The 25907-nt window shown below is 53.6% G+C and carries 21 protein-coding genes and 1 pseudogene; 14 read left to right on the plus strand and 8 right to left on the minus strand.

Translation table 11 applies throughout. The features are described from left to right. Positions 1 to 25: 25 nt before the first annotated feature. The 3 genes from ABRZ26_RS15650 to ABRZ26_RS15660 form a co-directional block, all read right to left on the minus strand. Positions 26 to 1060 (minus strand): ADP-ribosylglycohydrolase family protein, encoded by a 1035-nt coding sequence (locus ABRZ26_RS15650; RefSeq protein WP_319605073.1) that lies wholly within the window; start codon positions 1058 to 1060, stop codon positions 26 to 28. 250 nt (positions 1061 to 1310) lie between these two features. Continuing rightward, the gene (locus ABRZ26_RS15655) at positions 1311 to 1757 is read right to left on the minus strand and encodes an N-acetyltransferase (RefSeq protein ID WP_319605074.1); all 447 of its coding nucleotides are present in this window, start codon (positions 1755 to 1757) and stop codon (positions 1311 to 1313) included. Next, positions 1754 to 2317, minus strand: a complete 564-nt coding sequence (locus ABRZ26_RS15660; protein WP_319605075.1) for a DNA-3-methyladenine glycosylase I — start codon at positions 2315 to 2317, stop codon at positions 1754 to 1756. The genes ABRZ26_RS15655 and ABRZ26_RS15660 overlap by 4 nt, the downstream gene beginning before the upstream one ends. A gap of 33 nt (positions 2318 to 2350) precedes the next feature. Between ABRZ26_RS15660 and ABRZ26_RS15665 the strand changes: the two genes are divergently transcribed. From ABRZ26_RS15665 to glyS, 7 genes and pseudogenes are all read left to right on the plus strand, one after another. Beyond that, the gene (locus ABRZ26_RS15665; protein WP_319605076.1) at positions 2351 to 2518 is read left to right on the plus strand and encodes a hypothetical protein; all 168 of its coding nucleotides are present in this window, start codon (positions 2351 to 2353) and stop codon (positions 2516 to 2518) included. Between the two features lie 17 nt (positions 2519 to 2535). Beyond that, the gene (locus ABRZ26_RS15670; RefSeq protein ID WP_319605077.1) at positions 2536 to 3342 is read left to right on the plus strand and encodes a sulfite exporter TauE/SafE family protein; all 807 of its coding nucleotides are present in this window, start codon (positions 2536 to 2538) and stop codon (positions 3340 to 3342) included. A 300-nt stretch (positions 3343 to 3642) separates the two neighbouring features. Continuing rightward, a pseudogene (locus tag ABRZ26_RS15675) lies at positions 3643 to 3756 on the plus strand (DUF2778 domain-containing protein); the annotation flags it as partial. Between the two features lie 495 nt (positions 3757 to 4251). Beyond that, positions 4252 to 4980 (plus strand): hypothetical protein, encoded by a 729-nt coding sequence (locus tag ABRZ26_RS15680; protein ID WP_319605078.1) that lies wholly within the window; start codon positions 4252 to 4254, stop codon positions 4978 to 4980. 96 nt (positions 4981 to 5076) lie between these two features. Then, positions 5077 to 5412 carry a hypothetical protein gene (locus tag ABRZ26_RS15685; RefSeq protein WP_319605079.1) on the plus strand — a complete coding sequence of 112 codons (336 nt, stop codon included), beginning with the start codon at positions 5077 to 5079 and terminating at the stop codon, positions 5410 to 5412. 134 nt (positions 5413 to 5546) lie between these two features. Continuing rightward, the gene (gene glyQ / locus ABRZ26_RS15690; RefSeq protein ID WP_319605080.1) at positions 5547 to 6476 is read left to right on the plus strand and encodes a glycine--tRNA ligase subunit alpha; all 930 of its coding nucleotides are present in this window, start codon (positions 5547 to 5549) and stop codon (positions 6474 to 6476) included. 9 nt (positions 6477 to 6485) lie between these two features. Beyond that, a complete protein-coding gene (gene glyS, locus ABRZ26_RS15695) occupies positions 6486 to 8555 on the plus strand; it encodes a glycine--tRNA ligase subunit beta (RefSeq protein WP_319605081.1) in 2070 nt (689 codons plus the stop codon). A gap of 19 nt (positions 8556 to 8574) precedes the next feature. On the opposite strand, the gene ABRZ26_RS15700 is transcribed toward glyS, so the two are convergent. Continuing rightward, positions 8575 to 9093 (minus strand): helix-turn-helix domain-containing protein, encoded by a 519-nt coding sequence (locus ABRZ26_RS15700; RefSeq protein WP_319605082.1) that lies wholly within the window; start codon positions 9091 to 9093, stop codon positions 8575 to 8577. A 420-nt stretch (positions 9094 to 9513) separates the two neighbouring features. Between ABRZ26_RS15700 and pgtP the strand changes: the two genes are divergently transcribed. Together pgtP and ABRZ26_RS15710 are read left to right on the plus strand one after the other, a co-directional pair. Beyond that, on the plus strand, positions 9514 to 10827 hold the full coding sequence (gene pgtP, locus ABRZ26_RS15705; protein ID WP_319605083.1) for a phosphoglycerate transporter protein PgtP: 1314 nt from the start codon (positions 9514 to 9516) through the stop codon (positions 10825 to 10827). 745 nt (positions 10828 to 11572) lie between these two features. Beyond that, positions 11573 to 12718, plus strand: a complete 1146-nt coding sequence (locus ABRZ26_RS15710; protein WP_319605084.1) for an iron-containing alcohol dehydrogenase — start codon at positions 11573 to 11575, stop codon at positions 12716 to 12718. Positions 12719 to 12779: 61 nt separating this feature from the next. Here the strand turns inward: ABRZ26_RS15710 and ABRZ26_RS15715 are convergent, their stop codons facing one another. The 3 genes from ABRZ26_RS15715 to ABRZ26_RS15725 form a co-directional block, all read right to left on the minus strand. Further along, a complete protein-coding gene (locus ABRZ26_RS15715) occupies positions 12780 to 14141 on the minus strand; it encodes an aminotransferase class III-fold pyridoxal phosphate-dependent enzyme (protein ID WP_319605085.1) in 1362 nt (453 codons plus the stop codon). A 22-nt stretch (positions 14142 to 14163) separates the two neighbouring features. Next, a complete protein-coding gene (locus tag ABRZ26_RS15720; RefSeq protein ID WP_319605086.1) occupies positions 14164 to 15621 on the minus strand; it encodes an APC family permease in 1458 nt (485 codons plus the stop codon). A gap of 80 nt (positions 15622 to 15701) precedes the next feature. Then, a complete protein-coding gene (locus ABRZ26_RS15725) occupies positions 15702 to 16664 on the minus strand; it encodes a helix-turn-helix domain-containing protein (protein WP_319605087.1) in 963 nt (320 codons plus the stop codon). A 431-nt stretch (positions 16665 to 17095) separates the two neighbouring features. Here ABRZ26_RS15725 and ABRZ26_RS15730 point away from each other — a divergent pair, with 431 nt between their 5' ends. The 5 genes from ABRZ26_RS15730 (at position 17096) to ABRZ26_RS15750 (ending at position 22397) form a co-directional block, all read left to right on the plus strand. Further along, the gene (locus ABRZ26_RS15730; protein ID WP_413587770.1) at positions 17096 to 17791 is read left to right on the plus strand and encodes a DUF3053 domain-containing protein; all 696 of its coding nucleotides are present in this window, start codon (positions 17096 to 17098) and stop codon (positions 17789 to 17791) included. A gap of 350 nt (positions 17792 to 18141) precedes the next feature. After that, complete coding sequence (locus tag ABRZ26_RS15735; RefSeq protein ID WP_319605089.1) at positions 18142 to 20058, plus strand: PTS mannitol transporter subunit IICBA; 1917 nt, start codon at positions 18142 to 18144, stop codon at positions 20056 to 20058. Positions 20059 to 20120: 62 nt separating this feature from the next. Continuing rightward, on the plus strand, positions 20121 to 21269 hold the full coding sequence (locus ABRZ26_RS15740; RefSeq protein ID WP_319605110.1) for a mannitol-1-phosphate 5-dehydrogenase: 1149 nt from the start codon (positions 20121 to 20123) through the stop codon (positions 21267 to 21269). Positions 21270 to 21403: 134 nt separating this feature from the next. Next, positions 21404 to 21940: an MltR family transcriptional regulator gene (locus ABRZ26_RS15745; RefSeq protein WP_319605090.1), complete on the plus strand. Its 537-nt coding sequence runs from the start codon at positions 21404 to 21406 to the stop codon at positions 21938 to 21940. 94 nt (positions 21941 to 22034) lie between these two features. Further along, entirely contained in the window at positions 22035 to 22397 is a 363-nt protein-coding gene (locus ABRZ26_RS15750) for a YibL family ribosome-associated protein (protein WP_319605091.1), read from the plus strand. 1462 nt (positions 22398 to 23859) lie between these two features. Here the strand turns inward: ABRZ26_RS15750 and ABRZ26_RS15755 are convergent. Then, on the minus strand, positions 23860 to 25758 hold the full coding sequence (locus ABRZ26_RS15755) for a methyl-accepting chemotaxis protein (RefSeq protein WP_319605092.1): 1899 nt from the start codon (positions 25756 to 25758) through the stop codon (positions 23860 to 23862). Between the last annotated feature and the right edge of the window lie 149 nt (positions 25759 to 25907).

Here is a 25907-nt window from a genome sequence, read left to right on the forward strand (position 1 = left end):
AGTTAGCAGGGAAAGTGAATTGGCATCAGATGGCGGACATCCGTCGTATCGGTTCCCGGAGGGTGCGTAATCGCAGAAGTTCGCGACCGTAGTAGTCAACGTCAAGCCGGTTTACCTCATCCAACTGCTGTTTGAAATGAGGCGCAATACTGGTTACGCCATTGATGGCGCCGCAAATGGCCGTCGCCATCGCGCCGATGGTGTCGGTATCGCCCCCCAGATTAGCGCACAGGATAGCGCAGCGGTTGGGATCGGTTTGCGCCAGTTCCACCATGGCGATAGCCGCCGGAACGGACTCGATCATTTCCGTACCGGTGCCGATCAGATCATAAATACGCGACATGGCGCACAGGGTTCCATTGGCGCGTCTTACCGTCTCCAACGCCAGTTCGATACGACAGGCCAGAGACGCGCTGTAAGTGGTTACGCGCCTATTCTGCGCCGCCTGAGCGACCGCGGGCAGTTCATCGCTGATCCCGCTCCAGGTGGAGACGCCGTCAATCGCTTTTGAGATAGCCCAGGCGATGGCGGAGGCGCCGGCGACGGCCACATCGGATTTGTGCGTCACGCTGGATGCGCACGCTATGTTATCGATGAACTCGCACAGCGAATGCGTCGGCAGCAGGCAGCCTAACGGGGAAACTCGCATGGCGGCGCCGTTAGTGACGCCGTTGTTTTCCAATTTATGGATATCGGTTCCTTGCTGTAACGCGCTCAATGCGGCCTTTGAGGTCGGGCCGAGGATGTTTTTCTCAAAAGCGCCGAAGGCTAACGCCCACTTCAGAATGTGTCGCCCGATTACCGTCGGCTCGATCTGGCCTTCGCATTCGATCAGGGCATCCGCCAGCGCAAGCGCCATTGCGGTGTCGTCGGTATATTGCGCGGCGCTAAAATAGCAGGCGGCGATATTCTCCGGCGGGCCGGGCAGGAAACGGTCGATCCAGCCGAACTGTTTTTTTATCCGTGCGCGAGGCCATAATTCCGATGGCATTCCCATTGCATCGCCCAATATTTGACCATATAACGCACCATTAATACGGTTCTGTTTATTTGATGGCATGACATATCCTTAACAAGCCCAGACAATCTCCTTCCCCAGAAGAGATGATCCAATTGGCTATGTCGCTATTAGTTGATTTTTCTAATAAAATAGTTTTACGCAATGATTAGGCCGTGGTTAAAAAATTAAACAAGAGCGTTATTTGTTGATAGCGTAACATCAAATATAAAAAGCATAGAACGTTTACAGATGTTAGTTGAAGTAATTGTGAGTATTTATTTAATTTAGCAATGTAAAGAAATAAGGACGGTTAATATTGACGGATGAAAGTATTAGCCCATTGCATTATAAGTGTTGTGGCCTGGGTTTCCTGATTGAAGTTTTTATCTACGACCACAAAGCCCTGTTTGCGGTAAAACGCGCAGGCGCGCGCATTCTGTTGGTACACTTCCAGGCTAAGCAAGGAAAACTGTTGCTGGACGTGGTTCATTAACGCCGCGCCAATCTGCCGACCATAATCGCATTGTTGTATAAACAGCGCGCCAATAAAACGCTTTTCCAACACGCTGATAAAGCCGGCGAGGCGTTCCGGCTTTTCATATACCCAGGTTTGCGACTGTGGAAGATAAATGTTACGCACCAGCGAAGCGCTTTCCCGCCAGTAGTCTGCATGAATAAAAGGGTGCGCCAGCGTCGTGCTTTCCAGCCAGAGCGCCATCAGCGACTCCAGATCCTGCGATCGGTACTCGCGGATCATGGCGCGGATTCTTGTTGGCAACAGCAGTCGGCGACATGGTCGTTAACCAATCCGCCTGCCTGCATAAAAGCATAACAGATGGTGGATCCGATAAATTTGAAGCCGCGTTTTTTCAATGCCTTCGACATGGCATCGGAAATCGCGGTTTTGGCCGGTACGCCGGCGAGCGATGCCGGACGGTTAAGCTGAGGCTGATGGTCAACGAATGACCAGATGAAATGAGAGAAGCTTTCGCCCTGATCCTCCATCTCCAGCCAGGCGCGGGCGTTGGCGATGATGGCTTCGATTTTTCCACGATGGCGAATGATGCCGCTGTCTTGCATCAGCAGGTCTACGTCATCCGGGGTCATTTGGGCAATACGGCGCGGCTCGAACTGATGAAAACAGCGGCGGTAGTTTTCGCGCTTTTTCAACACGGTGATCCAGGAAAGCCCGGCCTGCTGACCTTCAAGACACAGCAATTCAAACAATTTCTGGCTGTCGGTGCAGGGTTTCCCCCATTCGTTATCGTGATAATCCTGATATAAAGCGTCCTGGGTGACCCAACCACATCGTTTCATCGGTTTATCCTATCGTTAAGCGCTGGATACGGATTGTTATTCGGTGAGGTTATTGATATTAATGCCGCTGACGAGTGCATCATCATGACACTGATATTGCTGTATATGCAACCAGCTTTTGGCGCCCGCCTCACCGATATCCAGTATGCTGACGGAGCGTGGCTGACAACAAAGCGATTTGATAAAAACGATAACGAATAACGGTCGGGAGACGGGGAATGGCGGTTGAGTGGATTTTAGCCTATCTGGCGTTAGGGGCGGTTGTGGGTTTTATGGCCGGGTTATTGGGGATTGGCGGCGGCGGCATCATGGTTCCGCTTCTGACGGCGATGTTCGCCGCTCAGGGCGTGCAGCATGAACATTTGGTGCATATGGCGTTGGGAACATCGATGGCGGCGATTGTCATTACGGCGATTTCCAGCCTGCGCACTCACCATCAGCATCAGGCGGTGCTGTGGCCGGTGGTCTGGCGGATTACGCCCGCCATCCTGTTTGGCACCTTCGCCGCCACCTGGCTGGCGACGCTGCTGCCGACGCGGGCGCTGGCAATTTTCTTCTCCTGTTTTATGGCCTATGTCGCGCTGCAAATGGTGTTGAATATCAAGCCTAAACCGCAGCGTCACCTGCCCGGCGCCGCGGGGATTTCGTTGGCCGGACTGTGTATCGGCGGTATTTCCGCGCTGGTGGCCATCGGCGGCGGCTCCTTAACCGTTCCTTTCCTGACGTGGTGTAATGTGCGTATCCAACAGGCGATCGGCACCTCGGCGGCGGTCGGTCTGCCGATCGCGCTGGCGGGCGCGCTGGGGTACATGATCAACGGCTGGTCGGCAACCGGACTGCCCGACTACAGCCTCGGCTATGTTTCTCTGCCGGCGGTGGCGCTGATTTCGCTGGTAAGCTTTTTCACCGCGCCGATTGGCGCCCGTTTGGCGCACCGTCTGCCGGTCGCCGTCCTGAGGAAGGTGTTCGCCGGGCTACTGCTGCTGTTAAGCCTGAAGATGTTGCAGACGGTGTTTAGCGGTTGAAGTTTTCAAATGAAATAGCCCATCCAATCTGATTTGTTCTCTAACCGTTACCGCCCGAAGTGTCGGTGACGGCATCCGCTTTCGTTATCTCGCGCCTGTTTGGAACGCGTGGAAAACGTTGCCGACCTCCGGTTAAAATAAACGTAACTGGTTCAATTTAAGAATATTCTTGAACCTCCCGCCTCATCGCAAAATCCGTTGGTTATCGTTGACAATTTAACCGTCCGCTCTAAAAATCCGCACAGTCGTCTGTATTGTACTAACAGGGAGTGAATATGATGCTGGTCGCTCCGCTCTCATTTAAGAAATGCGTTAATGAGAACATCCCCCATGCAAATACCCTGCATGAAATCCCTTATGGCTAGAGGCTGGGTTGAGGTAGTAACAAATGGCTATAACAACGCTTGCCCGTAGGAGCTCTAAGATAACATTTTATGTTCTTATCTCTCTGATAGTAGGGCGCATATTGGGTAATCCTGAAATATGGTTTGACCATGAACTAGCTACTCGAATAGGTCATATGATCTATGGTGCTGGTGAGATAGGGGCAGACAATTTTTATGATCTCTATTTTTATATTTCAGTAATCACAATTTTTTCTATTACGACTGTAATTTACATTTTAGTAATGAAACTACTGGAAAAAATAAGGAGCAAGTAGAGTGCCAACCCCCTGTATATGTGGATAAAGGATGAAGGCGGCCGATCCGCTTTCGCTATCACCCACCAGTTTTGAACGCGTGGCAAACGCCGTCGATCTTCGGTTAAAAAAGACGTAACAGGTTCAGTTTAAGATCATTCCTGAATCTCCCGACGCATCGCAAAATCCGTTGGTTATCGTTGACAATTTAACCGCCCGCTCTAAAAATCCGCACAGTCGTCCGTATTGTACTAACAGGGAGTGAGTATATGGCTGGTCGTTCGCAACACTATCTGGAGCCGGGATACTGCGTGGTAGATACCCCCGGCACGTTATCTAATCAGGCGGGTATGCTGTTTCGCGGCAGGAATACACCCGCAGCCCGTTACTTTATGCAGCTTAATGCGGATACCCCGTGGTTAAAGCCGGGGCAAATTTTGCTGGTGGCCGATCCCGACAATCCTCGTCAAACTAACCAACTGAATCAACTGCGCCAGACCAAGCGACAGGTGAACCAGTCGATGGCATTTATTCCGCCGGAGCAGGGCGGTTTTCTGCAACAGCATTACGATACGCTGGCCGCGGTATTGGTTGGGACGGAGAAGGGGATAAGTTTTGGCAGTGATGTCGGTAAACAGTATTCCCAGCGTATCGACCAGTTGCTGCGTAAGATAGAGCTGACCTATCAAAATCAGTTTCGTGCTCAGGGAACGCTGAGTGGGCAGCAGTTCTATGCCGAGCGTCGTCGACTTTTCAGTGAACTCAATAGCCTGTTACAGCAACCGCTGGCGAGACGCCTAGCCTACCGGACGTTGAACCTGCATCCGTATGAAAATCTGCGCCATGCGCTGGGGCTGTCGAGCCGCTCGATAGTCCATCACTGGCGCAGCGTCGGCGTGGGCGCGGGTAGGCGGAACGGTGGGCGGGCTGATTGGGGGTGCTGCGGGAGAAAAGGGTGGCGAAGTGCTGGGCGGTTACATCTCGCATTTAATTTTTAATTGAGGGTAATAAAACTATGGGCCCAGTGATCATGATGATTGGCGTAATAATGTTTATATCGGCCCTTTTAGTATGGGTGTTTAGCATGGTGTATTTTGGCCTGCACCGTAAAAAAGTACGAGCAACTGATCTCGCTGTACCGACAGGAAGGTTTGCCGTTAAGCGCGCAGAATAATCTGATGTCTTTTTTTGGTTACTGGGGCAGTCTTTTCCTGACCCTGTTTTTTAAACGCGTACTGGACGGCAAACCGGTCAATATCGCGCCGAAACAGCCGCTGCCGCTGGAGGCTTACACCTTTGTGGCGTCCCAGCCCAGGGAACTGACCGGCTGGATTCGAGTTTATTATTATATCCATGCGGCTTGTTTCTTGATGTTTTGGGTTGGGTGTGGCATCGCCTTTTTGGGGAACCGGTTGGGATGGATGCGCTGAATATCGGTTATTCCCACAAACGCCGCCAATCACCCCGATATGAACTTCTCGCCGCATTCTGGCTGTATATCTCGCACTCAGAGGGTATACTGACGCCTTTCATTGTCAATCCACTGTATCGCGTGCGAATCCAAATGCAAAAGTTTGATACCAAGACCTTCCAGGGCCTGATCCTGACGTTACAGGATTATTGGGCGCGTCAGGGCTGCACCATCGTTCAACCGTTGGACATGGAAGTCGGCGCCGGCACCTCTCATCCAATGACCTGTCTGCGGGCGCTTGGCCCAGAGCCGATGGCGACCGCCTATGTCCAGCCGTCTCGCCGTCCTACCGACGGCCGCTACGGCGAAAACCCCAACCGCCTGCAACACTACTATCAGTTCCAGGTCGTCATTAAGCCCTCGCCCGATAATATTCAGGAGCTGTACCTCGGCTCCCTGAAAGCGCTGGGGCTGGATCCGACCGTCCACGATATACGTTTCGTGGAAGATAACTGGGAAAACCCGACGCTGGGCGCCTGGGGACTGGGCTGGGAAGTGTGGCTGAACGGTATGGAAGTCACGCAGTTTACCTATTTCCAACAGGTGGGCGGTCTGGAGTGTAAGCCTGTCACCGGTGAGGTGACTTACGGTCTGGAACGTCTGGCGATGTATATTCAGGGCGTGGACAGCGTTTACGATCTGGTGTGGAGCGACGGCCCGTTAGGCAAAACTACCTACGGCGACGTGTTCCATCAGAACGAAGTGGAGCAATCGACTTACAATTTCGAACATGCCGACGTCGATTTCCTGTTCTACTGCTTCGAGCAGTATGAAAAAGAAGCCCAGCATCTGCTGGCGCTGGAAAAACCGCTGCCGTTGCCCGCTTACGAACGAATTTTGAAAGCGGCGCACAGCTTTAACCTGCTGGATGCGCGCAAAGCCATTTCCGTTACCGAACGTCAGCGCTACATTCTGCGTATTCGTACCCTGACCAAAGCGGTAGCCGAAGCCTATTACGCCTCCCGCGAGGCGCTGGGCTTCCCTTTGTGTGCCAAAAATGTGTGCAATAAGAAAGAGAGCTAAGAGGCAGCCATGACTGACAAGACTTTTTTGGTGGAAATCGGCACGGAAGAGCTGCCGCCGAAGGCTCTCCGTAATCTGGCGGAATCTTTCGCCGCTAACTTTACCGCCGAGCTGGATGCCGCCGGCCTGACGCACGGCGAGGTGAAATGGTTTGCCGCGCCGCGCCGTCTGGCGTTGAAAGTGGCGAACCTAAGCGCCGCGCAGCCGGATCGTGAAATAGAAAAACGCGGCCCGGCGATAGCGCAGGCGTTTGACGCTTCCGGCAAGCCGACCAAAGCGGCCGAAGGCTGGGCGCGCGGCTGCGGTATCGCGGTCGATCAGGCTGAACGTCTGAAAACCGATAAAGGCGAATGGCTGCTGTACCGCGCGCAGGTGAAAGGCAAGCAGGCGCAGGCGCTGCTGACGGACATGGTCAGCGTTTCGCTGTCTAAGCTGCCGATCCCGAAACTGATGCACTGGGGCGATAAAGACACCCAGTTTGTGCGTCCGGTGCATACCGTTACTCTGCTGCTGGGCGATGAACTGATCCCGGGGCAGGTGCTGGGGATTGACGCCGCCCGCACCATTCGCGGTCACCGCTTCATGGGCGAGGCGGAATTCACTATCGAGAACGCCGATCAATATCCTGACATCCTGCTGGAGCGCGGCAAGGTGGTGGCGGATTACGAGGCGCGTAAAGCCAAAATCAAAGCGGATGCCGAAGAGGCCGCCCGCAACATCGGCGGCAACGCCGATCTGAGCGACAGTCTGCTGGAAGAAGTGGCCTCGCTGGTGGAATGGCCGGTGGTGCTGACCGCCAAATTTGAAGAAAAATTCCTGGCCGTGCCGGCGGAAGCGCTGGTGTATACCATGAAGGGCGACCAGAAATACTTCCCGGTTTATGACGACGACGGCAAGCTGCTGCCGAACTTTATTTTCGTCGCCAACATTGAATCCAGCGATCCGCAGCAAATCATCGCCGGTAACGAAAAAGTGGTGCGGCCGCGTCTGGCGGATGCGGAGTTCTTCTTCAATACCGACCGGAAAAAGCGGCTGGAAGATCATTTGCCGCGGCTGGAAACCGTGTTGTTCCAGCAACAGCTCGGCTCATTACGCGATAAAACCGACCGTATTCAGGCGTTGGCGGGTTGGGTAGCCGAGCAGATCGGCGCCGATGTGAATCACGCCACCCGCGCGGGACTGCTGTCCAAGTGCGATCTGATGACCAACATGGTGTTTGAGTTTACCGACACGCAGGGCGTGATGGGCATGCACTATGCGCGTCATGACGGCGAGGCGGAAGATGTCGCCGTTGCGCTGAATGAACAGTATCAGCCGCGCTTCGCCGGCGACGATTTGCCGTCTTCCCCGGTGGCCTGCGCGCTGGCGATTGCCGACAAGATGGATTCGCTGGCGGGGATTTTCGGCATCGGGCAGCACCCGAAAGGGGATAAAGACCCGTTTGCGTTGCGTCGCGCGGCGTTAGGGGTATTGCGTATCATCGTCGAGAAGCAACTGCCGCTGGATCTGCAAACCCTGACGGAAGAAGCGGTGCGCCTGTATGGCGACAAGCTGACCAATGCCAAGGTGGTGGATGAGGTGATTGAGTTTATGCTCGGTCGTTTCCGCGCCTGGTATCAGGAAGAGGGTCACAGCGTGGATACCATTCAGGCGGTGCTGGCGCGCCGTCCGACCCGCCCGGCGGATTTCGATGCGCGGGTGAAAGCGGTAAGCCATTTCCGTACCCTGGACGCTTCCGCCGCGCTGGCGGCCGCCAACAAGCGCGTGTCCAATATTCTGGCGAAATCCAGCGATACGCTGAATGAGCGCGTGAATGCGGCGGTGCTGAAAGACCCGGCGGAAATCAAATTGGCGACGTATCTGGTGGTACTGCGCGACAAGCTGGAGCCGCTGTTCGCCGAAGGTCGTTATCAGGAAGCGCTGGTTGAGCTGGCCGAGCTGCGCGAACCGGTGGATGCCTTCTTCGAGCAGGTTATGGTGATGGACGAAAATGAGTCTGTGCGCGTGAATCGCCTGACCTTGCTTGATGCGCTGCGCAATCTGTTCCTGAAAGTGGCGGATATTTCGCTGTTGCAGTAACGTTTACGGCGTTCCCTCTTCACGATGCGGGGGGAACGTCATTTTTCGGCGCAGTGGTTTTATCTTTCTGCTCTGCTTTTAATTGGTTTAGCAGTCCTTCAATGCCAATGCGGTAAATGGTGTCAATCAGCGCGTTTTTATCTTCATTTGTCAGACGGCGGAAAATGGCCTCCAGTTCTTTGCTGGCGTCATTGTCATTGCCGGCCTGCGGCGCGTCTTCCCTTGCCTGATACGTTGTCCCGCTTTCATCTTTCGAACTTTTATTCGAGTTGTCGTTGCCCGTAGCCAACCAGGCGAGCGATACGCCACAGGCTTCGGCGACGAGCGCAAGGCTGTCCAGCCCCGGATAAATCTTTCCCTGAACATACTTGCGAATCGTTGTTTCGGATAAACCGCTACGCCGTGATAGCTCCATGTTACTGATTCCATTCATAGCGATTTTCAGCCGCTCACCAAATCGGTGAATAGACTGTTTTTCTATGACGGACTCCCGGTCATGTTTTGCATCGTATTCGTCGTTTTGTCGCGCTTCCGCCATGCAAAATACTCCCTTCGAATTAAAAGTATATTTACCGTCACAAAAATTCGATATAAGGGCTTGATATAGTCTTTTTGTTCGGATAATGTTTGTCTATACCCAGGCGTTAATGGGGATAACTATAGATAAACGTTAGAGAATCACACAATACCGGCCATTAAACAAGATTGGTTCGATGGGTTATTGCCGCCAATTATATAAGAATGCCCGGATGTGTGGATACTGAGCGCAGCCAACGCACCTGTAGCTTGAAGTATGACGGGTATAAAGGGGAATTTAATAGGCTGATGTCTGATTCATCAGTCCGTATTGACTCGCATATAAAATTAATCTTTTCGTTCATTTCAACAGGGAAGGAAATAAACCTTTTGGTGGAGATGTTATGACTTCCTGAATTTCATTCTTTATAAGGAAAATAATGTGTCTATTTTTACACCGGCAAAGCATAAAGATCTATTACCCAGGTCAGAAATAGATAAAGAGTATAAAAAGATCCGATATCAAGTTTTTTTAGCTACGTTTTTTGGGTACGCCGCTTTTTATCTTTTAAGGAAAAACTACAGTCTGGCTATTCCTTACATGATAGAAGATTACGGTTATACCAAAGCTTCGCTAGGTATCTCCCTGACGTTGCTTTCCATTGCTTATGGAATAAGCAAGTTTATTATGGGAAGCGTTTCCGATCGATCCAATCCTAAATATTTTGCCACGACGGGGCTATTAATCAGCGCGCTTATCTGTATGATTTTTGGACTCATGCCGGGCGTCATGGCGAGTATCCCGATCATGTGCGTATTAAGTTTCATGAATGGTTGGGCGCAAGGGATGGGCTATCCTCCCTATGCGAAAACCATGGTGACCTGGTTTTCACAAAAAGAACGCGGGAAATGGTGGTCATGGTGGAACGTTTCTCACAATTTGGGCGGCGGACTTATCGCACCATTAGCCACACTGGGGATTTTTTTATTTAGTACATGGCACAGTATCTTTTTCTTTCCTGCGGTCATCGCCATAATAATTGCCGTGGTTACTTTCTTTTTAATGAAAGATACGCCGCAGTCTTGCGGGTTGCCGCCTATAGACGTTTATAAAAAAGAAAATGTGGAAAATGCGTCTTGCCAATTATCGTCGGATTTATCGCATAAAGAGATATTCGTTAAGTATGTACTGAAAAATAAATATCTTTGGTATATCGCGGTCGCCAATATTTTCGTTTATTTTATTCGTTATGGCGTAGTTGACTGGGCGCCGACCTATCTGTCCGAAGTAAAAGGTTTTAGTAAAGAGAATTCAAGATGGGCATATTTCCTGTATGAGTGGGCGGGGATACCGGGCATGCTGGTTAGCGGTTATTTAAGCGATCTGGCGTTTAAAGGGAAAAGAGCGCCGGCAACCATGCTCTTTATGGTCGGGGTGCTGATTGCCATTCTGGTTTACTGGTTTAATCCTCCCGGAAAGCCGCTGATTGATAATATCAGCCTGGTCGCCATTGGTTTTCTGATCTACGGCCCTGTCATGATGATCGGCCTACAGGCCGCCGATCTGGTTCCCAGAGAGGCGACGGGAAGCGCTACAGGGTTAACGGGCTTGCTTGGTTATCTTATCGGTTCTGCCTGCGCCGGCGTATTTATGGGGTTTGTCGTCGATATTGCCGGGTGGAGCGGCGGATTTATCACATTAATCCTCTCTTGCCTCCTGGCTATCGTATTTTTATGTTTAACGCTAAGAAAATAGCACGACTTGTCTGACAACGCGGATGCAACCGGGGATAACCAGGTCTGCCGTTTTTGCCGGCGGCTGATATTCTTGCATGATAACCGCGGCACTAAATCAATACCGAAGGTCAGCGGCGTTCGGTATTGATTGTTTAACACGCTAATATAAATTAAATATCATTCCATTAACGGTTTTTGTTAATTAATATTTCATCCTGTCAACATAATGATAATTATTTTTACGTGCCTGGATGACACCGATGATGTGAATTATAACCATGAAAATACTGCTGTTTTTATTCTATTTCATTTTTTATGAAATAGAATAAAGATCACAATTATCATTTAATATCAGGTTTATACTAAAAATAAATTCAGATTACGTCTGATGTCAGTGAAAGTATAAATGAAATAAATAATATCATGATTTTATTTGGTTTGTTTATTTCAACCCGGTATCAACGCGCAAGGGAGAGTAACCGGGTCATTCAATGAAGCCAACGCATATGCATCTGAAAGAGATATTTTATTTATTGATCGCCAGACAGAGGAATAGTCCTGTTGTTGATCGGCCAGGACAAAAAAGAATGAAAATAATCTACTCTGCATAATTCGAGGGGCTGGAAGTGGCGGATAGAAAATTCCACGCACCGGCAACTTGAAGTATGACGAGTATAACCCGGTAAGGTGAACCGATAGCATCGTGACTCTCTGTCAGCTGTAGAACAGTTTATATAGCTTATTATTAATTACAGGAGTTCATTATGAGTGCGATTAACTTTTCTATTCCGCGTGACATCACCTACGGTGAAAATGCGATGGAGCGGCTCGCCACCTTACGCGGCAGCCGGGCGGCCCTTGTGACCGGCGGCAGTTCCATGAAGCGGCACGGTTTTCTGGCCCAGGCCGAGAAACTGCTCAATCAGGCTGGAATGGACTGCCTGCTGATTGATAACGTCGAGCCGAATCCCTCGGTGGCGACGGTGCAGCGCGGCGCCAAAGCGATGCTGGAATTCCAGCCGGACTGGATCGTGGCGATCGGCGGCGGCTCCGCTATCGACGCGGCGAAAGTCATGTGGTGTTTCTATGAGCATCCGCATCTGACGCTGGCGGATATCCTGCCTGTCGGTTCGATGCCGCCGCTGCGCAACAAGGCCAAATTCGTGGCCATTCCTTCCACCAGCGGTTCGGCTTCGGAAATCACCGCCTTTTCCGTGATTACCGATACGGAAAGCCATATTAAATACCCCATCGTCGCCGCGGATATGGTGCCGGATATCGCTATCCTCGATCCGGCTATTCCGGCAACCTGTCCGCCGCACATTACGGCGCATTCGGGCATGGATGTGTTGACTCATGCGCTGGAAGCCTATGTGTCTACCGCGGCGACCTCGTTTACCGACCCTTACGCGCTGGAGGCCATTCGGCTGGTGTTTGAGAATCTGGAAACCGCTTATCTGTCGCCGGACAATATGCAGGCCCGTTTCCACATGCATAACGCCTCGGCGCTGGCGGGCATCGCTTTTACCAACGCCTCTCTGGGGATTATTCATTCGCTGGCGCATAAGATTGGCGGCGAATTCGGCGTTACCCACGGTCTGGCCAACGCGATAATGCTGCCGTACGTGATTCAGTTTAATCGCCACTGGACCAGTAAATATCAACAGATTGAGAAGCGTTTCGGCATCATCAATCTGGCCAGCGCCATTCGGGATCTGAACCATCGGCTTAATATTCCCGATACGTTCCGTGAGTGCGATGAAGTGGATTTCAGCGAAGAAAAATTCAATAAGGTGCTCGATCGTATGAGTCAGAACGCGCTGGAAGACCCTTGTACGCTGACCAATCCCGGCAATCCGCAAGTAGAAGATATGAAGGAACTGTATACCGTCTCCTATTACGGCAATTAATCTCCGTCCGCGCTAACAACCAACGTCCGGGAGCGGTTTTCCGCTCGCGGACGTTTTTTATTTACCTATCCTGCTGTTCAAACGCGGTTTGCAGTGCTGATACCAGCAGATCGCAACCGGCTTTATCAATCACCAGCGGCGGCGCGAGCACCAGTTTCGGGCCAACCGGGCGAACCACCGCCCCCGCATCGCGGGTTGCCTCGGCGATACGAAAAGCCAGATTATTATCGGCCGCCAGGGAGGCTTTCGTCGTTTTATCTTCAACCAGATCAAGCGCGATCATCAACCCTTTGCCGCGCACGTCGCCAACGGAGGGAAAGCGCTGTTCGAAGGATTGCAGCCGGCCCAGTAAATATTCCCCCATATGCGCCGCGTTAGCCGGCAAGTTTTCGTTCTCCACAATATCCAGCACCGCCAGCCCGGCCGCGCAGGCCAGCGGATGGCCGCCATAGGTGTAACCCGTCATCAGCAGGCCGCGGGCATCACGATTTTCCAGATAGACGGATTCAATACGCTGGTTGAACACGGTGGCCGAGAGCGGTACATAGCCCGCCGTCAGGGCTTTGGCGAACACCATGATATCGGGTTTGACGCCCCAGCCGCGGGAGCCGAACATCGAACCGCTGCGGCCGAAGCCGGTCACGACTTCATCGGCAATCAACAGTACGCCGTACCTGTCGCACACTTCCCGCACCAAAGGCCAGAAGTTGGCTGGCGGAACAATGACGCCGCCCGCGCCCTGTATCGGCTCCGCGATAAACGCCGCGATGGTTTGCGGGCCGTAGTAAAGAATATCACGCTCCAACTGTGCGGCGACCAGCTTGCCCAGCTCAATGGGATCGTCGCAGTTCCAGGGATTGCGATAGAGCCACGGTGATTCAATCTGGGTGCAGCCCTCCAGCATGGGGCCATAGTTCAGGCGATAAACCGGCAGCCCGGACACCGAGGTTCCCCCCATATGGACGCCGTGATAGGCGTTTTTCAGCGAAATAAAACGGGTGCGCTGAGGTTCGCCTTGCAATATCCAATATTGTCGCGCGACCTTTAGCGCCGTCTCCACGCCATCCGACCCGCCCATGCCGTAAAGTACGCGGCTCATGTTCTCTTGCCGGGTCATCTGGATGAGCCTGTTCGCCAGCTTTTCCGCCGCCGGGTGGCTCACGCCGTCAAACAACTGGTAGTAAGCCAGCTCATCCATCTGTTTGGCGATGGCGGCTTTCACTTCCGGGCGGTTATGGCCGACGTTGACGCACCACAGTCCCGCAAAGCCATCCAGCATTTTCCGGCCTTTGTCGTCCCAGACAAACACACCGTCGCCCTTGACGATGCGTAGCGGATCGCGGCCCGACCAGTCGTTAGGGTGGGCCATGGGGTGCCAGAAGCGGTAACCGCTATTCCCGGCGGAGGTGTTCGGCATAGTCATAGCAATACTCCGTGAAAAGTTATTAAAGATTTTCGACGATTTGACCTACTCGCGAGTAGCGCTGCGGATTCAGACGGCGCAAAAAATGCGCGCCCAGAAAGCCGCCCAATGCGACGATCAGCACCAGATAAGGCAGGGATGAAACCACGGGGGAGGCGGAGCCGCTCAATACGTCAAGGTTGCCGACCACCATGATCAGCGCCGCCGACATGCCGATCGCCGAGATAACGGGGGCAATCAGCCGGCTCCACAGGGAAACCCGCAGTGATGAGTGGCGCAGGAAATACACCACCACCGCGACGGAAACGCAAAGCTGCAACAGCAGAATCGACATGCTGCCCAACGCAGACGCCCAGGCAAAGACGTGCGCCATCGGGTCGAGCCGGGCGAGGGCGAACAGCGCCGTTGCGCAAAACATAAAGACGCCCTGCGTAATGCTTGCCACATAGGGCGTTTGGTGCCTCGGGTGCGTTTTCGCCATTTTCGACCACGCCAGGCCGTCGCGGCTGATGGCGAATAAATAACGTGAAAGGGTATTGTGAAACGCCTGCGCCGCCGCAAAAAGACTGGTCAGCAGCAGGACGGACATCACATGGATCGCCCAGGGCCCTAATACGCTCTCCGTTACGCTAAAGACGAACATGCCCGGATCCTTTGCCGCCATCGCCGCGATGTTCGCCGAACCGGCATACTGCACGAACGCCCAGCCGGTCAGGGCGAAAAAGGCGGTAATCAACGTCACCGCCAACAGCGTGGCGCGAGGGATGACTTTGCCCGGTTCACGGCACTCTTCCGAGTAAATCGCCGTGGCTTCGAATCCGACAAAAGAGCAGATGGCGAATATCATGGCGATCCCGATATCGCCATGAAAGACGGTTGCCAGGCTGAATGAACTTAACTCGAAGGCGATCGGCCGCGTGAAGATAGCGACATCCGTCAGCAGCACAATACCGACTTCCAGCAGCATCAAGACCCCAAGCACTTTACCGCCCAGCTCGACCTTGGCGATGCCGAGCGCCACCACCAGAATCTGCATGGCCAGCGAGAACAGCCACCAGGGAATAGCCACCCCGGTTTGAACGTGAAGGAACTGCGAGAAAAAGAAGCCGAACATGGCCGTGACGGCAAGCTGTATCGCCGTATAGGCCAGCAGGGCGATGCTTAATCCGGCGATGCCGCAGCGGGTACCCAGTCCCTGGGCGATATACGCGTAAAACGCGCCGGCATTGACCACGTAGCGGCTCATGGCGATGAATCCGAAGCTGAAAACGATCAGCAATATCCCTGCCAGAACGTATACGCCCGGTACGCCGGCGCCGTTTCCCGCCATAAACGCGACGGGCAATCCCCCGATAACCCCGGTTAACGGCGAGGCGGCCGCAATGACGAAAAAGATGATCGACCACAGTCCGAGACTGCCTTTCTGAAGCTGATTTTTTTGCGGATATCGATTTTCTTGCGGAAAATTGTGCTTTGCCATGTTCCCGTCCCCTTGCTGATGGATCATGGCCAGTCTATGAAGCTGTGGGACGTTGCCGTTATCGAAATCTGGCAAACATTTCAGCCGGGGCAGCGAATGGCTTTAAGGGTCTGCGACGGCAGTTCGCCGAACAAACGTTTATAGTCGACGGTAAATTGAGACAGGTGCCAAAACCCCCATTTTGAAGCGATCTCGCTGATATTCGAGGCTTCATTACCCATAACCAGCATCCTTTTCACGCCGTTCAGCCGCATGTTTTTGAGAAAAACGGCCGGACTTTGCCCGGTCACCGTCTCAAAACAGTTCTGTAACGTGCGGCGGGAAGTGTGCGTGATAAGGCATAGCTCATCCATGGTCAGCGGCCGGTCCCGGTTGGCTATCAGCGCTTCCTGCGCTTTAGCCACAACGCGCTGCGCTTTCTGGCGCGAATGTTTTACCGCCGGGGGATGCTTGCCGATTACATCGAAAAAGGCGAACGCCAAGCCTCTGATGTCGCTCTTGAACTGAAGTCTGGCCTGCTTTTCCGCCATCTGTAGCGGATGCTCTATCATGCTGTGGAGCACTGCCGTTATCTGTTGCCTGATGCGAGACGCCAACGCATCGTTCCTGACGGCGTAAACGGCGTGCGGTAATTCATCGATCATATCGGGGATCAGGGAAAGCGGGATGCTTAATACCTGCAATGACGAGTATTCAGGCGTTTGCAGCATCAATTCGCCGCGCTTGTAAGACCAGGTCACATCCTGCAGCGTCAGATTTTTTCCCATCCAGCGCGTATCGCCCGACAGGGCGTTGAATACCCCTAAACAGAGCGTATCCGCGCGGCCTTCACCGCTTTGAAACACCGATTGCGACAGCCGCTCTTCGTAAAATTGCACGCCATCCAGCCAGGCTTCTTTAATCTCGCCTTCGAATCGGCCCTGAGAAATCTGGTCGTAGCGTAATGACCAGTCAGTAAGGAGTTGACTATGCTGGGCCAGCTCTTGAATATGCGAGGCGCAACGGAAACCATTCTGCTGACTGGAATAAGAAGTGAGTTCCATAATCTGTCCTTACCTGAAAAAGAGGGTAAAAAAGATCAGCAAAAATCAAGCCATGAAAATATCGAAATCTGGCAGAATTTTAATCTGTGAAACAAGAAACGACGGGATATTGATTCAAACCCACGCTTAATTAAGGTCTAAATCTATTGCCTTCTTAATATGCCGAAATAAAACCCGCGTTCCCGTTGCACCAATATAGGTGAATTGCTCATTTTTGAAGCACCCATTCCCCTGACGCTCCCGTCCGCTATTATTTTGACGCGCCCGCGCGGCAAGCGTAGCGGGGTGTTCACCGCTTTTCGCCCTGCGGCATGAACCGACTGATTCGACTATGCTTACGGTTATCTGAAATAGGCTTGCGGCGGGTTCTCTCTGTGAAGATCGCGACGCCTGGCAAGCATGCAAAACAAGGGGATGGAATGAAAGGGTTGATGGAATCTCACTCACGCTGGCTGTTGCCGGTTCTGATGTTTTTTATGGCGCTGCAACTGGCCGCCTGCGGCGATTCCGAGGCCGACCAGCGCAAAGCGTTCGTCGGTTTTCTGCAAAATATTCATTTGCCGCAGGATGGGAAATTACCTGTATTGACGGAAGAGCAAAAGACCCAATTCGGACCTTTTGTTAACGATTACGCTATTTTAACCACTTTTTCCCAGCAGTTCGATCAAGCGGTGGCGGGCAGCCTGACGCCGATGCTGGATCAGGTTTCCCGTATTCGCGTACCGCAGGATTATCTGTTGCAGCGCGATAATCTTCGCCAGTCCGCCGCCGCGGTAAACCTGCTGGGACAGCAGATTCAGACGGCCAAGTCGCAGGCAGACAATGCGCTGCGCCAGCTCAAACAGCCGGAAGAGCTACAGGTTATCTATCATCGACTGTACGCGCAGGTCGTTACGCAGCCGACCAATGTCTTACTGCCAATCATTCCCGGCGCCATCTCGTTTGTACAAAGTCTGATTCAGGTAGGCGACTACCTCGAAGCGCAGGGCGATCAGGCGATCTTTAACGGCGATTCGGTGCAATTCCGTACGCCGCAGCAGGTTGCTCAATATAACGGCATGGTGGCGGCGCTCGCGGTTCAACAACAGAGTTTGATGAGTGCGTTGAATGGCGCGGTAAAGCGTTAGAATGTTCCGTGCTCCTGATTTGGCGTTCAGCCGAAAATAAATTGTGATTTATCTCTCATAAGCGATACAAAAGCATGTTGCGGAATTGTGATTCTTGTCACATCTCCGCTAACGTGTGAATGCGCAATATTTGTCCAAAATCCCGTCTTTTGTGAACTCCATCACTAATTTGTGACTCACATGTTTTTCAAATGTGTGATATTTGTCACAAATTTCCCTTCGATTGCTAAGTGAAAACAGAATGCTAGAGTCCGATCTGCATACGGGGATCGGACGGAAATTACTCACTCCGTCTCACGAAAATGACCACGCGCTCTCAACGTCAGCGCGTTCAACAGGAGTGTGTTTTTATGCTTTCACCAGACATCAAGATCAAGGTTCAGAACTTTGGTCGCTTTCTTAGCAACATGGTGATGCCCAACATCGGCGCATTTATCGCCTGGGGTATTATTACCGCGCTGTTTATTCCTACCGGTTGGCTTCCCAACGAAACGCTGGCGAAACTGGTCGGCCCCATGATCACCTATCTGCTGCCGTTGCTGATTGGTTATACCGGCGGCCGTCTGGTGTTTGGCGAACGCGGCGGCGTGGTCGGCGCCATCACCACCATCGGGGTGATCGCCGGGACCGATATCCCGATGTTCATGGGAGCGATGATTGCCGGTCCGTTGGGAGGGTGGGCGATTAAGCGCTTCGACACGCTGGTTGACGGCAAAATCAAAAGCGGTTTTGAAATGCTGGTCAACAACTTCTCTGCCGGCATCATCGGTATGCTGCTGGCGATCCTGTCGTTTCTGGCTATCGGTCCGCTGGTCGAGGTGTTCTCGCAGGCGCTGGCCGCCGGCGTTAACGTGATGGTGCGCAACAGCCTGTTGCCGTTGACCTCTATCTTCGTCGAACCGGCAAAAATTCTGTTCCTGAACAACGCCATCAACCACGGTATCTTCTCGCCGCTGGGCATTCAGCAGGCGACGGAAACCGGCAAATCCATCTTCTTCCTGATTGAAACCAACCCTGGCCCCGGTCTGGGCGTACTGGTCGCGTATATGCTTTTTGGCCGCGGCAACGCCAAAGAGTCCGCTCCGGGCGCGGCCATCATCCACTTTTTTGGCGGTATCCACGAAATCTACTTCCCCTACGTGCTGATGAATCCGCGCCTGATCATCGCCGTTATCCTCGGCGGCATGACCGGCGTATTCACGCTGAGCCTGCTGGGCGGCGGCCTGATTTCTCCGGCGTCTCCGGGCTCTATTCTGGCTGTGCTCGCCATGACGCCGAAAGGCGCTTATTTCGCCAACCTGACGGCCATTGTGGCGGCATTCGCCGTCTCTTTCGTAGTTGCCGTGGTTCTGCTGAAAAGCACGAAAAACAAACCTGAAGAAGACCTCGACGAAGCGACTCGGCGCGTGCAGGCGTTGAAATCGTCGACCAAAGGCGCGGATAGCGTCAGTACCGGCGTCAGCGGCGATTTAAGCACCGTGCGTAAAATCATCGTTGCCTGCGACGCCGGCATGGGCTCCAGCGCTATGGGCGCCGGCGTGCTGCGCAAAAAAGTGCAGGATGCCGGGCTGGCGAATGTCTCCGTCACCAACAGCGCCATCAATAACCTGCCGCCGGATGTCGATCTGGTCATTACCCACCGCGATCTTACCGAACGCGCATTGCGCCATGCGCCGCAGGCTCAGCACATCTCGCTGACCAACTTCCTCGATAGCCAACTGTATGGCGATCTGGTCGCCCGTCTGGTCGCCGCGCAGGGCAGCGCTTCTCCGGCGCCGGCAACCGCGGCCGCCAAACCGGATGTCGTCGGTGAAGGGGCCACGCTGTTCCAGCTTGGCGCCGCCAATGTCTTCCTCAACCAACAGGCCGCAAGCAAAGAACAGGCTATCCGTTTTGCCGGTGAGCAACTGGTGAAAGGCGGTTACGTGGAGCCGGCCTACGTCGATGCGATGTTGGAGCGTGAAGAACTGACGTCAACCTATCTGGGCGAATCCATCGCGGTGCCGCACGGGACGATCGAAGCCAAAGACCAGGTGCTGAAAACCGGCGTGGTCTTCTGTCAGTACCCCGACGGCGTGCGCTTCGGCGAGAGCGACGATGACGTCGCGCGCCTGGTTATCGGTATTGCCGCCCGGAATAACGAACACATTCAGGTGATTACCAGCCTGACCAATGCGCTGGACGACGAATCCGTGATTGAGCGTCTGACGCATACCCAGAACGTACAGGATGTGCTCGACCTGCTGTCGGGCAAAAAGAGCGCCTGAAACGGTGACGCCGCCTGCGGGCGGCCTCTTATCAGAATGTTGTTTTAAAAGGGTAAAGCATGATGAAAGCATTACATTTTGGTGCTGGTAATATCGGTCGCGGGTTCATCGGTAAACTGTTGGCTGACGCCGATACCGAACTGACCTTTGCGGATGTTAATCAGCCGCTGTTGGATGCGTTGAATAGCCGTAATAGCTATCAGGTACGCATCGTGGGCGAACAAACGCGGCTCGATGCCGTCAGCAATGTCAGCGCCGTTCACAGCGGCAGTCAGGACGCGGTGGCGCTGATCGCCGAGGCCGATCTGGTCACCACGGCCGTCGGGCCGCAAATTCTGGAAAAGATCGCCGGAACCATCGCGCAGGGGCTGGTGAAACGTCGCGCCGACGGCAACGAGCGTCCGTTGAACATTATCGCCTGCGAGAATATGGTGCGCGGCACCAGCCAGCTTAAACAGCATGTGCTGAAGCTGTTGCCGGCCGACCAGCGGCAGTGGGTTGAGGAACATGTGGGATTCGTCGATTCCGCCGTCGACCGTATCGTCCCGCCTGCCGAAGCCGGCGGCGGCGATATCCTGGCCGTTACGGTGGAAACCTTCAGCGAATGGATCGTCGACCAGACTCAGTTCAAGGAAACGCCGCCGGCCATTCCGGGGATGGAGCTGACCGATAACCTGATGGCGTTTGTCGAGCGCAAACTGTTTACGCTGAACACCGGCCATGCCATCACCGCCTATCTGGGTCAGTTGGCGAAACGGCAGACGGTACGTGACGCCATTCTTGACCCGAAGATACGCGCCGTGGTTAAAGGCGCGATGGAAGAGAGCGGCGCCGTATTGATTCAACGTTACGGTTTCGATCCTGAGAAACACGCGGCCTATATCGATAAAATTCTCAGCCGCTTTGAAAACCCTTACCTGCATGATGATGTTGAACGTGTGGGACGCCAGCCCCTGCGTAAACTGAGCGCGGGCGACCGGCTGATTAAGCCGCTGCTGGGGACGCTGGAATATCAATTGCCGCATGATAATCTGATCACCGGCATTGCCGCGGCGATGCATTTCCGCAGCGAGCAGGATCCGCAAGCGCGGGAGTTAGCCGCATTACTGGAAAAACTGGGGCCGCAGGCGGCGCTGGCGCAGATTTCCGGTCTGGATGCGGAGAGTGAAGTTGTCGCCCGGGCGGTGAGTGTGTATAACGCCATGCAGTAATCGGCGCGCGATCCCTGGTTGCGTTCAGTACCGTTGATGTTTGGAACTGGTGATGCCGGGCATAACCGACATCACCGTATCCGTCGGTAAGTCAGGTTACCGGATTGGAGATAATCGGTGTACGGATTAGCGCAATGGAAGTGACGATGGAAGAAACACAGGCGTTTGAAAACCGGGTTCTTGAATCACTCAATTCGGCCTCCACGGTACGTGATTTCATGCTCCGGGCCGCCGAGTTATTAGCTGAAGCGGTCAGTATTCTGATGTCGCAGGTATTCCGCAAGGATGACTATGCCGTTAAATATGCGGTTGAACCGCTGATGACGGGAACCGGCCCGCTGGGGGATCTGTGCGTGCGTCTCAAGCTGATTTACGGGTTAGGGATGATCAGCCGTAAAGAGTATGAGGATGCCGAATTGCTGCTGGCGTTGAGCGACGAATTGGCGCACGACGAGCATAATTATCATTTTACCGACGATGAAATTCTTGGCCCGATTGGCGAATTGCACTGCGTCAGCGTATTGCCCGCCGAGCCGCCATTGCCCGCCGCCGCTGCCGATAACGTATTGATCGGCATGCAACAACAGCGTTATCAGCAGATGATTCGTTCCACGCTGGTGTTATCGCTCACGGAATTGATTTCCCGGATTAGCTTGAAAAAAGCCTTTTAGCCGAGGTTTCCTTCCCCTTGACCACTGCACCTGCGACACGGTTTCGTGTATGCTTGCACCCGCATGATTCTCCCATGATACAGGTTTATACGTTATGAAAGAGCAGGAAAAAACAGAAATTAAACGCCTTAGCGATCAATTGGATAAGTTGAATCGTAAGCAGATCTCCCTGCTTGAACAGGGCGATGCCGAAGCGATAGCGCTTAATCTGGAAGCATGCGAGAAGCTGGCGGCGGAAATTGAACGCCTGCGCAATGTGAGGGAGCAGAAACTCAGCCAGGAAGCGAAAAAGCTGGCCCGTTTGCCATTTAGCCGCGCCATCAGCAAAAAAGAGCAGGCGAATCTGGGCGCGCTGAAGAAAAGCGTACGCGGATTGGTGGTGGTGCATCCCATGACGGCGCTGGGACGCGAAATGGGTTTGCAAGAGATGACGGGTTACGCGCCCAAAGCATTTTAACCCGCCGCTCCGTCTCTGCCGCTACCTTGTTATCCCCGTTAATACTCCGGCACCCAGTTAACCCCTCGTCATCCCCGTTAACTCCTCGTCATCCCCGCGGTAGTAGGCGGGGATCGCCGGCTGAAACCGTAGACAGCCATTGGCTGATTCCCGCCTACGCGAGAATGACGGTGGGGAGGCATCTCTGCCGCAACCTTGTTATCCCCGTTAATACTTCGGCACCCTGTTAACCCCTCGCCATTCCCGTTAACGCCGCGACATCCCCGTTAACTCCTCGTCATCCCCGCGGCAGTCGGCGGGGATCGCTTGCTGAAACCGTAGATAGCCATTGACTGATTCCCGCCTACGCGAGAATGACGGTGGGGAGGCATCTCTGCCGCTACCTTATTATCCCCGTAATACTTCGGCGCCCAGTTAACCCCTCGCCATTCCCGTCAACACTGCGTCATCCCCGTTAACTCCTCGTCATCCCCGCGGCAGTAGGCGGGGATCGCCGGCTGAAACCGTAGACAGTCATTGACTGATTCCCGTCTACGCGAGAATGACGGTGGGGATGTGTCTCTGCCGCAACCTTGTTATCCCCGTTAATACTCCGGCACCCAGTTAACGCCTCGCCATTCCCGTTAACTCCTCGTCATCCCCGCGGTAGTCGGCGGGGATCGCCGGCTGAAACCGTAGACAGTCATTGACTGATTCCCGTCTACGCGAGAATGACGGTGGGGATGTGCCTCTGCCGCAACCTTGTTATCCCCGTTAATACTCCGGCACCCAGTTAACGCCTCGCTATTCCCGTTAACACTGTGTCATCCCCGTTAACTCCTCGTCATCCCCGCGGTAGTAGGCGGGGATCGCCAGCTGAAACCGTAGACAGCCATTGACTGATTCCCGCCTACGCGAGAATGACGGTGGGGAGGCGTCTCTGCCGCAACCTTGTTATCCCCGTTAATACTCCGGCACCCAGTTAACCCCTCGTCATCCCCGTTAACTCCTCGTCATCCCCGCGGCAGTAGGCGGGGATCGCCAGCTGAAACCGTAGACAGCCATTGACTGATTCCCGCCTACGCGAGAATGACGGTGGGGAGGCGTATCTGCCGCTACCTTATTATCCCCGTAATACTTCGGCGCCCAGTTAACCCCTCGCCATTCCCGTCAACACTGCGTCATCCCCGTTAACTCCTCGTCATCCCCGCGGTAGTCGGCGGGGATCGCCTGCTGAAACCGTAGACAGTCATTGACTGATTCCCGCCTACGCGAGAATGACGGTGGGGAGGCGTATCTGCCGCTACCTTATTATCCCCGTTAATACTTCGGCACCCTGTTAACGCCTCGTCATCCCCGCGGCAGTAGGCGGGGATCGCCGGCTGAAACCATAGACAGTCATTGACTGATTCCCGCCTACGCGAGAATGACGGTGGGAATGACGCCGGGCGCCGTTTATTCGTCCTCCGGCGGTTTGCGGACGTTACTGTTTAAAACCCAACTGCGGCGATGGGCGGGAAAGCGCGATGCCGGCCGGCGAGTCATCGTCCTGTGCGTTCGCCAGTCGAAATACGGAAACCGCCTGTTTGAGCAACGCGGCCTGCTCTTCCAGCGAATCCGCCGCCGCGGAGGACTGTTGAACCAGCGCGGCATTCTGCTGGGTGGTGCTGTCCATTTCCACAATCGCCTGATTGATCTGCGTAATTCCCCGGCTCTGTTCATCCGACGCGGTGGCGATCTCGCCCATAATGCTATGTACCTGGGTCACAGAGGTGACGATATCATTCATCGTTTTACCCGCGTTGCCGACCAGCGTTGCCCCGTGGCTCACCTGTTCGACGGATTCGGCGATCAGGCTGGCGATTTCTTTGGCCGCCTGCGAACTGCGCTGCGCCAGATTGCGAACTTCGCTGGCGACCACGGCGAATCCCCGGCCTTGCTCGCCCGCGCGGGCGGCTTCAACGGCGGCGTTCAGGGCCAGAATATTGGTCTGGAAAGCGATGCCGTTAATCACCGAGGTGATCTCCGCGATACGTCGGGAGCTGTGCTCAATCTCCGTCATGGTTTTCACCACGTTATTCACCTGCTCGCCGCCTTGTTTCGCCGTTTGGGAGGCGTTGATCACCAGCGTATTGGCGTGATGCGCATTGTCCGCATTTTGTTTTACCGTTGCGGTCAGCTGTTCCATGCTGGCGGCGGTTTGTTCAACGGCGGCGGCCTGTTGCTCGGTACGCGAGGACAGATCGGTGTTGCCGGCGACGATCTCCCTTGAGGCGGTGAAGATCTGGCTAACGCCGATGCGGATCTCATCGATCATATTGTGCAGGTTGGCATTCATCTTCGACATGGCTCTGATGAGCTGGCCCAGCTCATCACGGCGGGTGGTGTCGAGGCTCATGGTAAGATCGCCGGTGGCGATGCGTTCGGCCATATTCAGCGTGTTATGCAGCGGCGTCGTTATCTGGCGTGAGATAAACCAGGAAATCAGCAAGCCAAGGATAAGGGTAATCAGCGCGGTGATACCCATCTGTATCTCGGCCGTGCGGATGTCCTGCTGCGTGAGCTGTAGCTGCTCGTTCAGCAGGGACTTGATGATCAGATTGAGCTGCTCAGCGATATTTTGCAGCTGTTGCGCCTGAGCCAGCTCTTCCCGATAGGCGGGAATATAGGCCATGGCGCGCCCTTCATAAACGCTCAGGGTGTTGAGAACCGGCGTAAGCGTCGCCTTTTGTTCCGCGGTCAGATACGGATGCTGATGCAGCTCATTCAGCGTGGCCTGTGCTTCTTTAATGGCGGCGGCGAGGTTTTCCTGCGCTTCCTCATCGCGCGACAGCAATAAGCCGCGGACATGATAGCGTACGGCCATCAGTTTATAATTCAGTTCGGTAAACAGTAATTGCAGCGCGGTCGCGCTGTAGTCGCTAATTAATTGATCGCCCAATTTTTTTAATGGTTCTTCCGTTTCGGAAATATTCCAGCTTTTCCTGACATTATCTTTTTTGTCGACGGCTTCAATGTAGTTTTGCTGTTTTTGCCGATATTCGGCGATCAGACTTTCTATCTGCGGAAATTTTTCGCTGATGTTTTCCGGCCAGTCCAGTTCTTTGGCGTGAGAGGCATAGGTATTGATTTTATCGATGCTGACATTGTTTTGTTTTATATCTTCAGGGTCATAGGTGGAGCTATAGCGTACGCGATAATATTTTGCCTGATTAATTTCATCATTGATATTGTTGCTTAAGTTCACCTTATCAATGCTTTCTTGTAATTCCTCAATGTGCATGATGCCTGCGCCGGCAATAATGATCGTCATTATTAAGACCAGGAAGAAGCCTAAGCCTAATTTTTTACCGACGTTGATATCTTCGAATTTTATCGCCATTTTTTCTTCCATTATCCCATAAACAGAATACGTTCTCTGGCGCACGCATCACGTTTTATCACGCTGACAATGGAAGGTTGCGCCATAAGATGTCGTGTGAAGTACAACATATCGGTATAAAAACCACGCGATAGAATCACGTATAAATT

Origin of the sequence: Brenneria sp. L4-2C (assembly GCF_040240335.1) — a bacterium.
Lineage (GTDB): Bacteria > Pseudomonadota > Gammaproteobacteria > Enterobacterales > Enterobacteriaceae > Brenneria.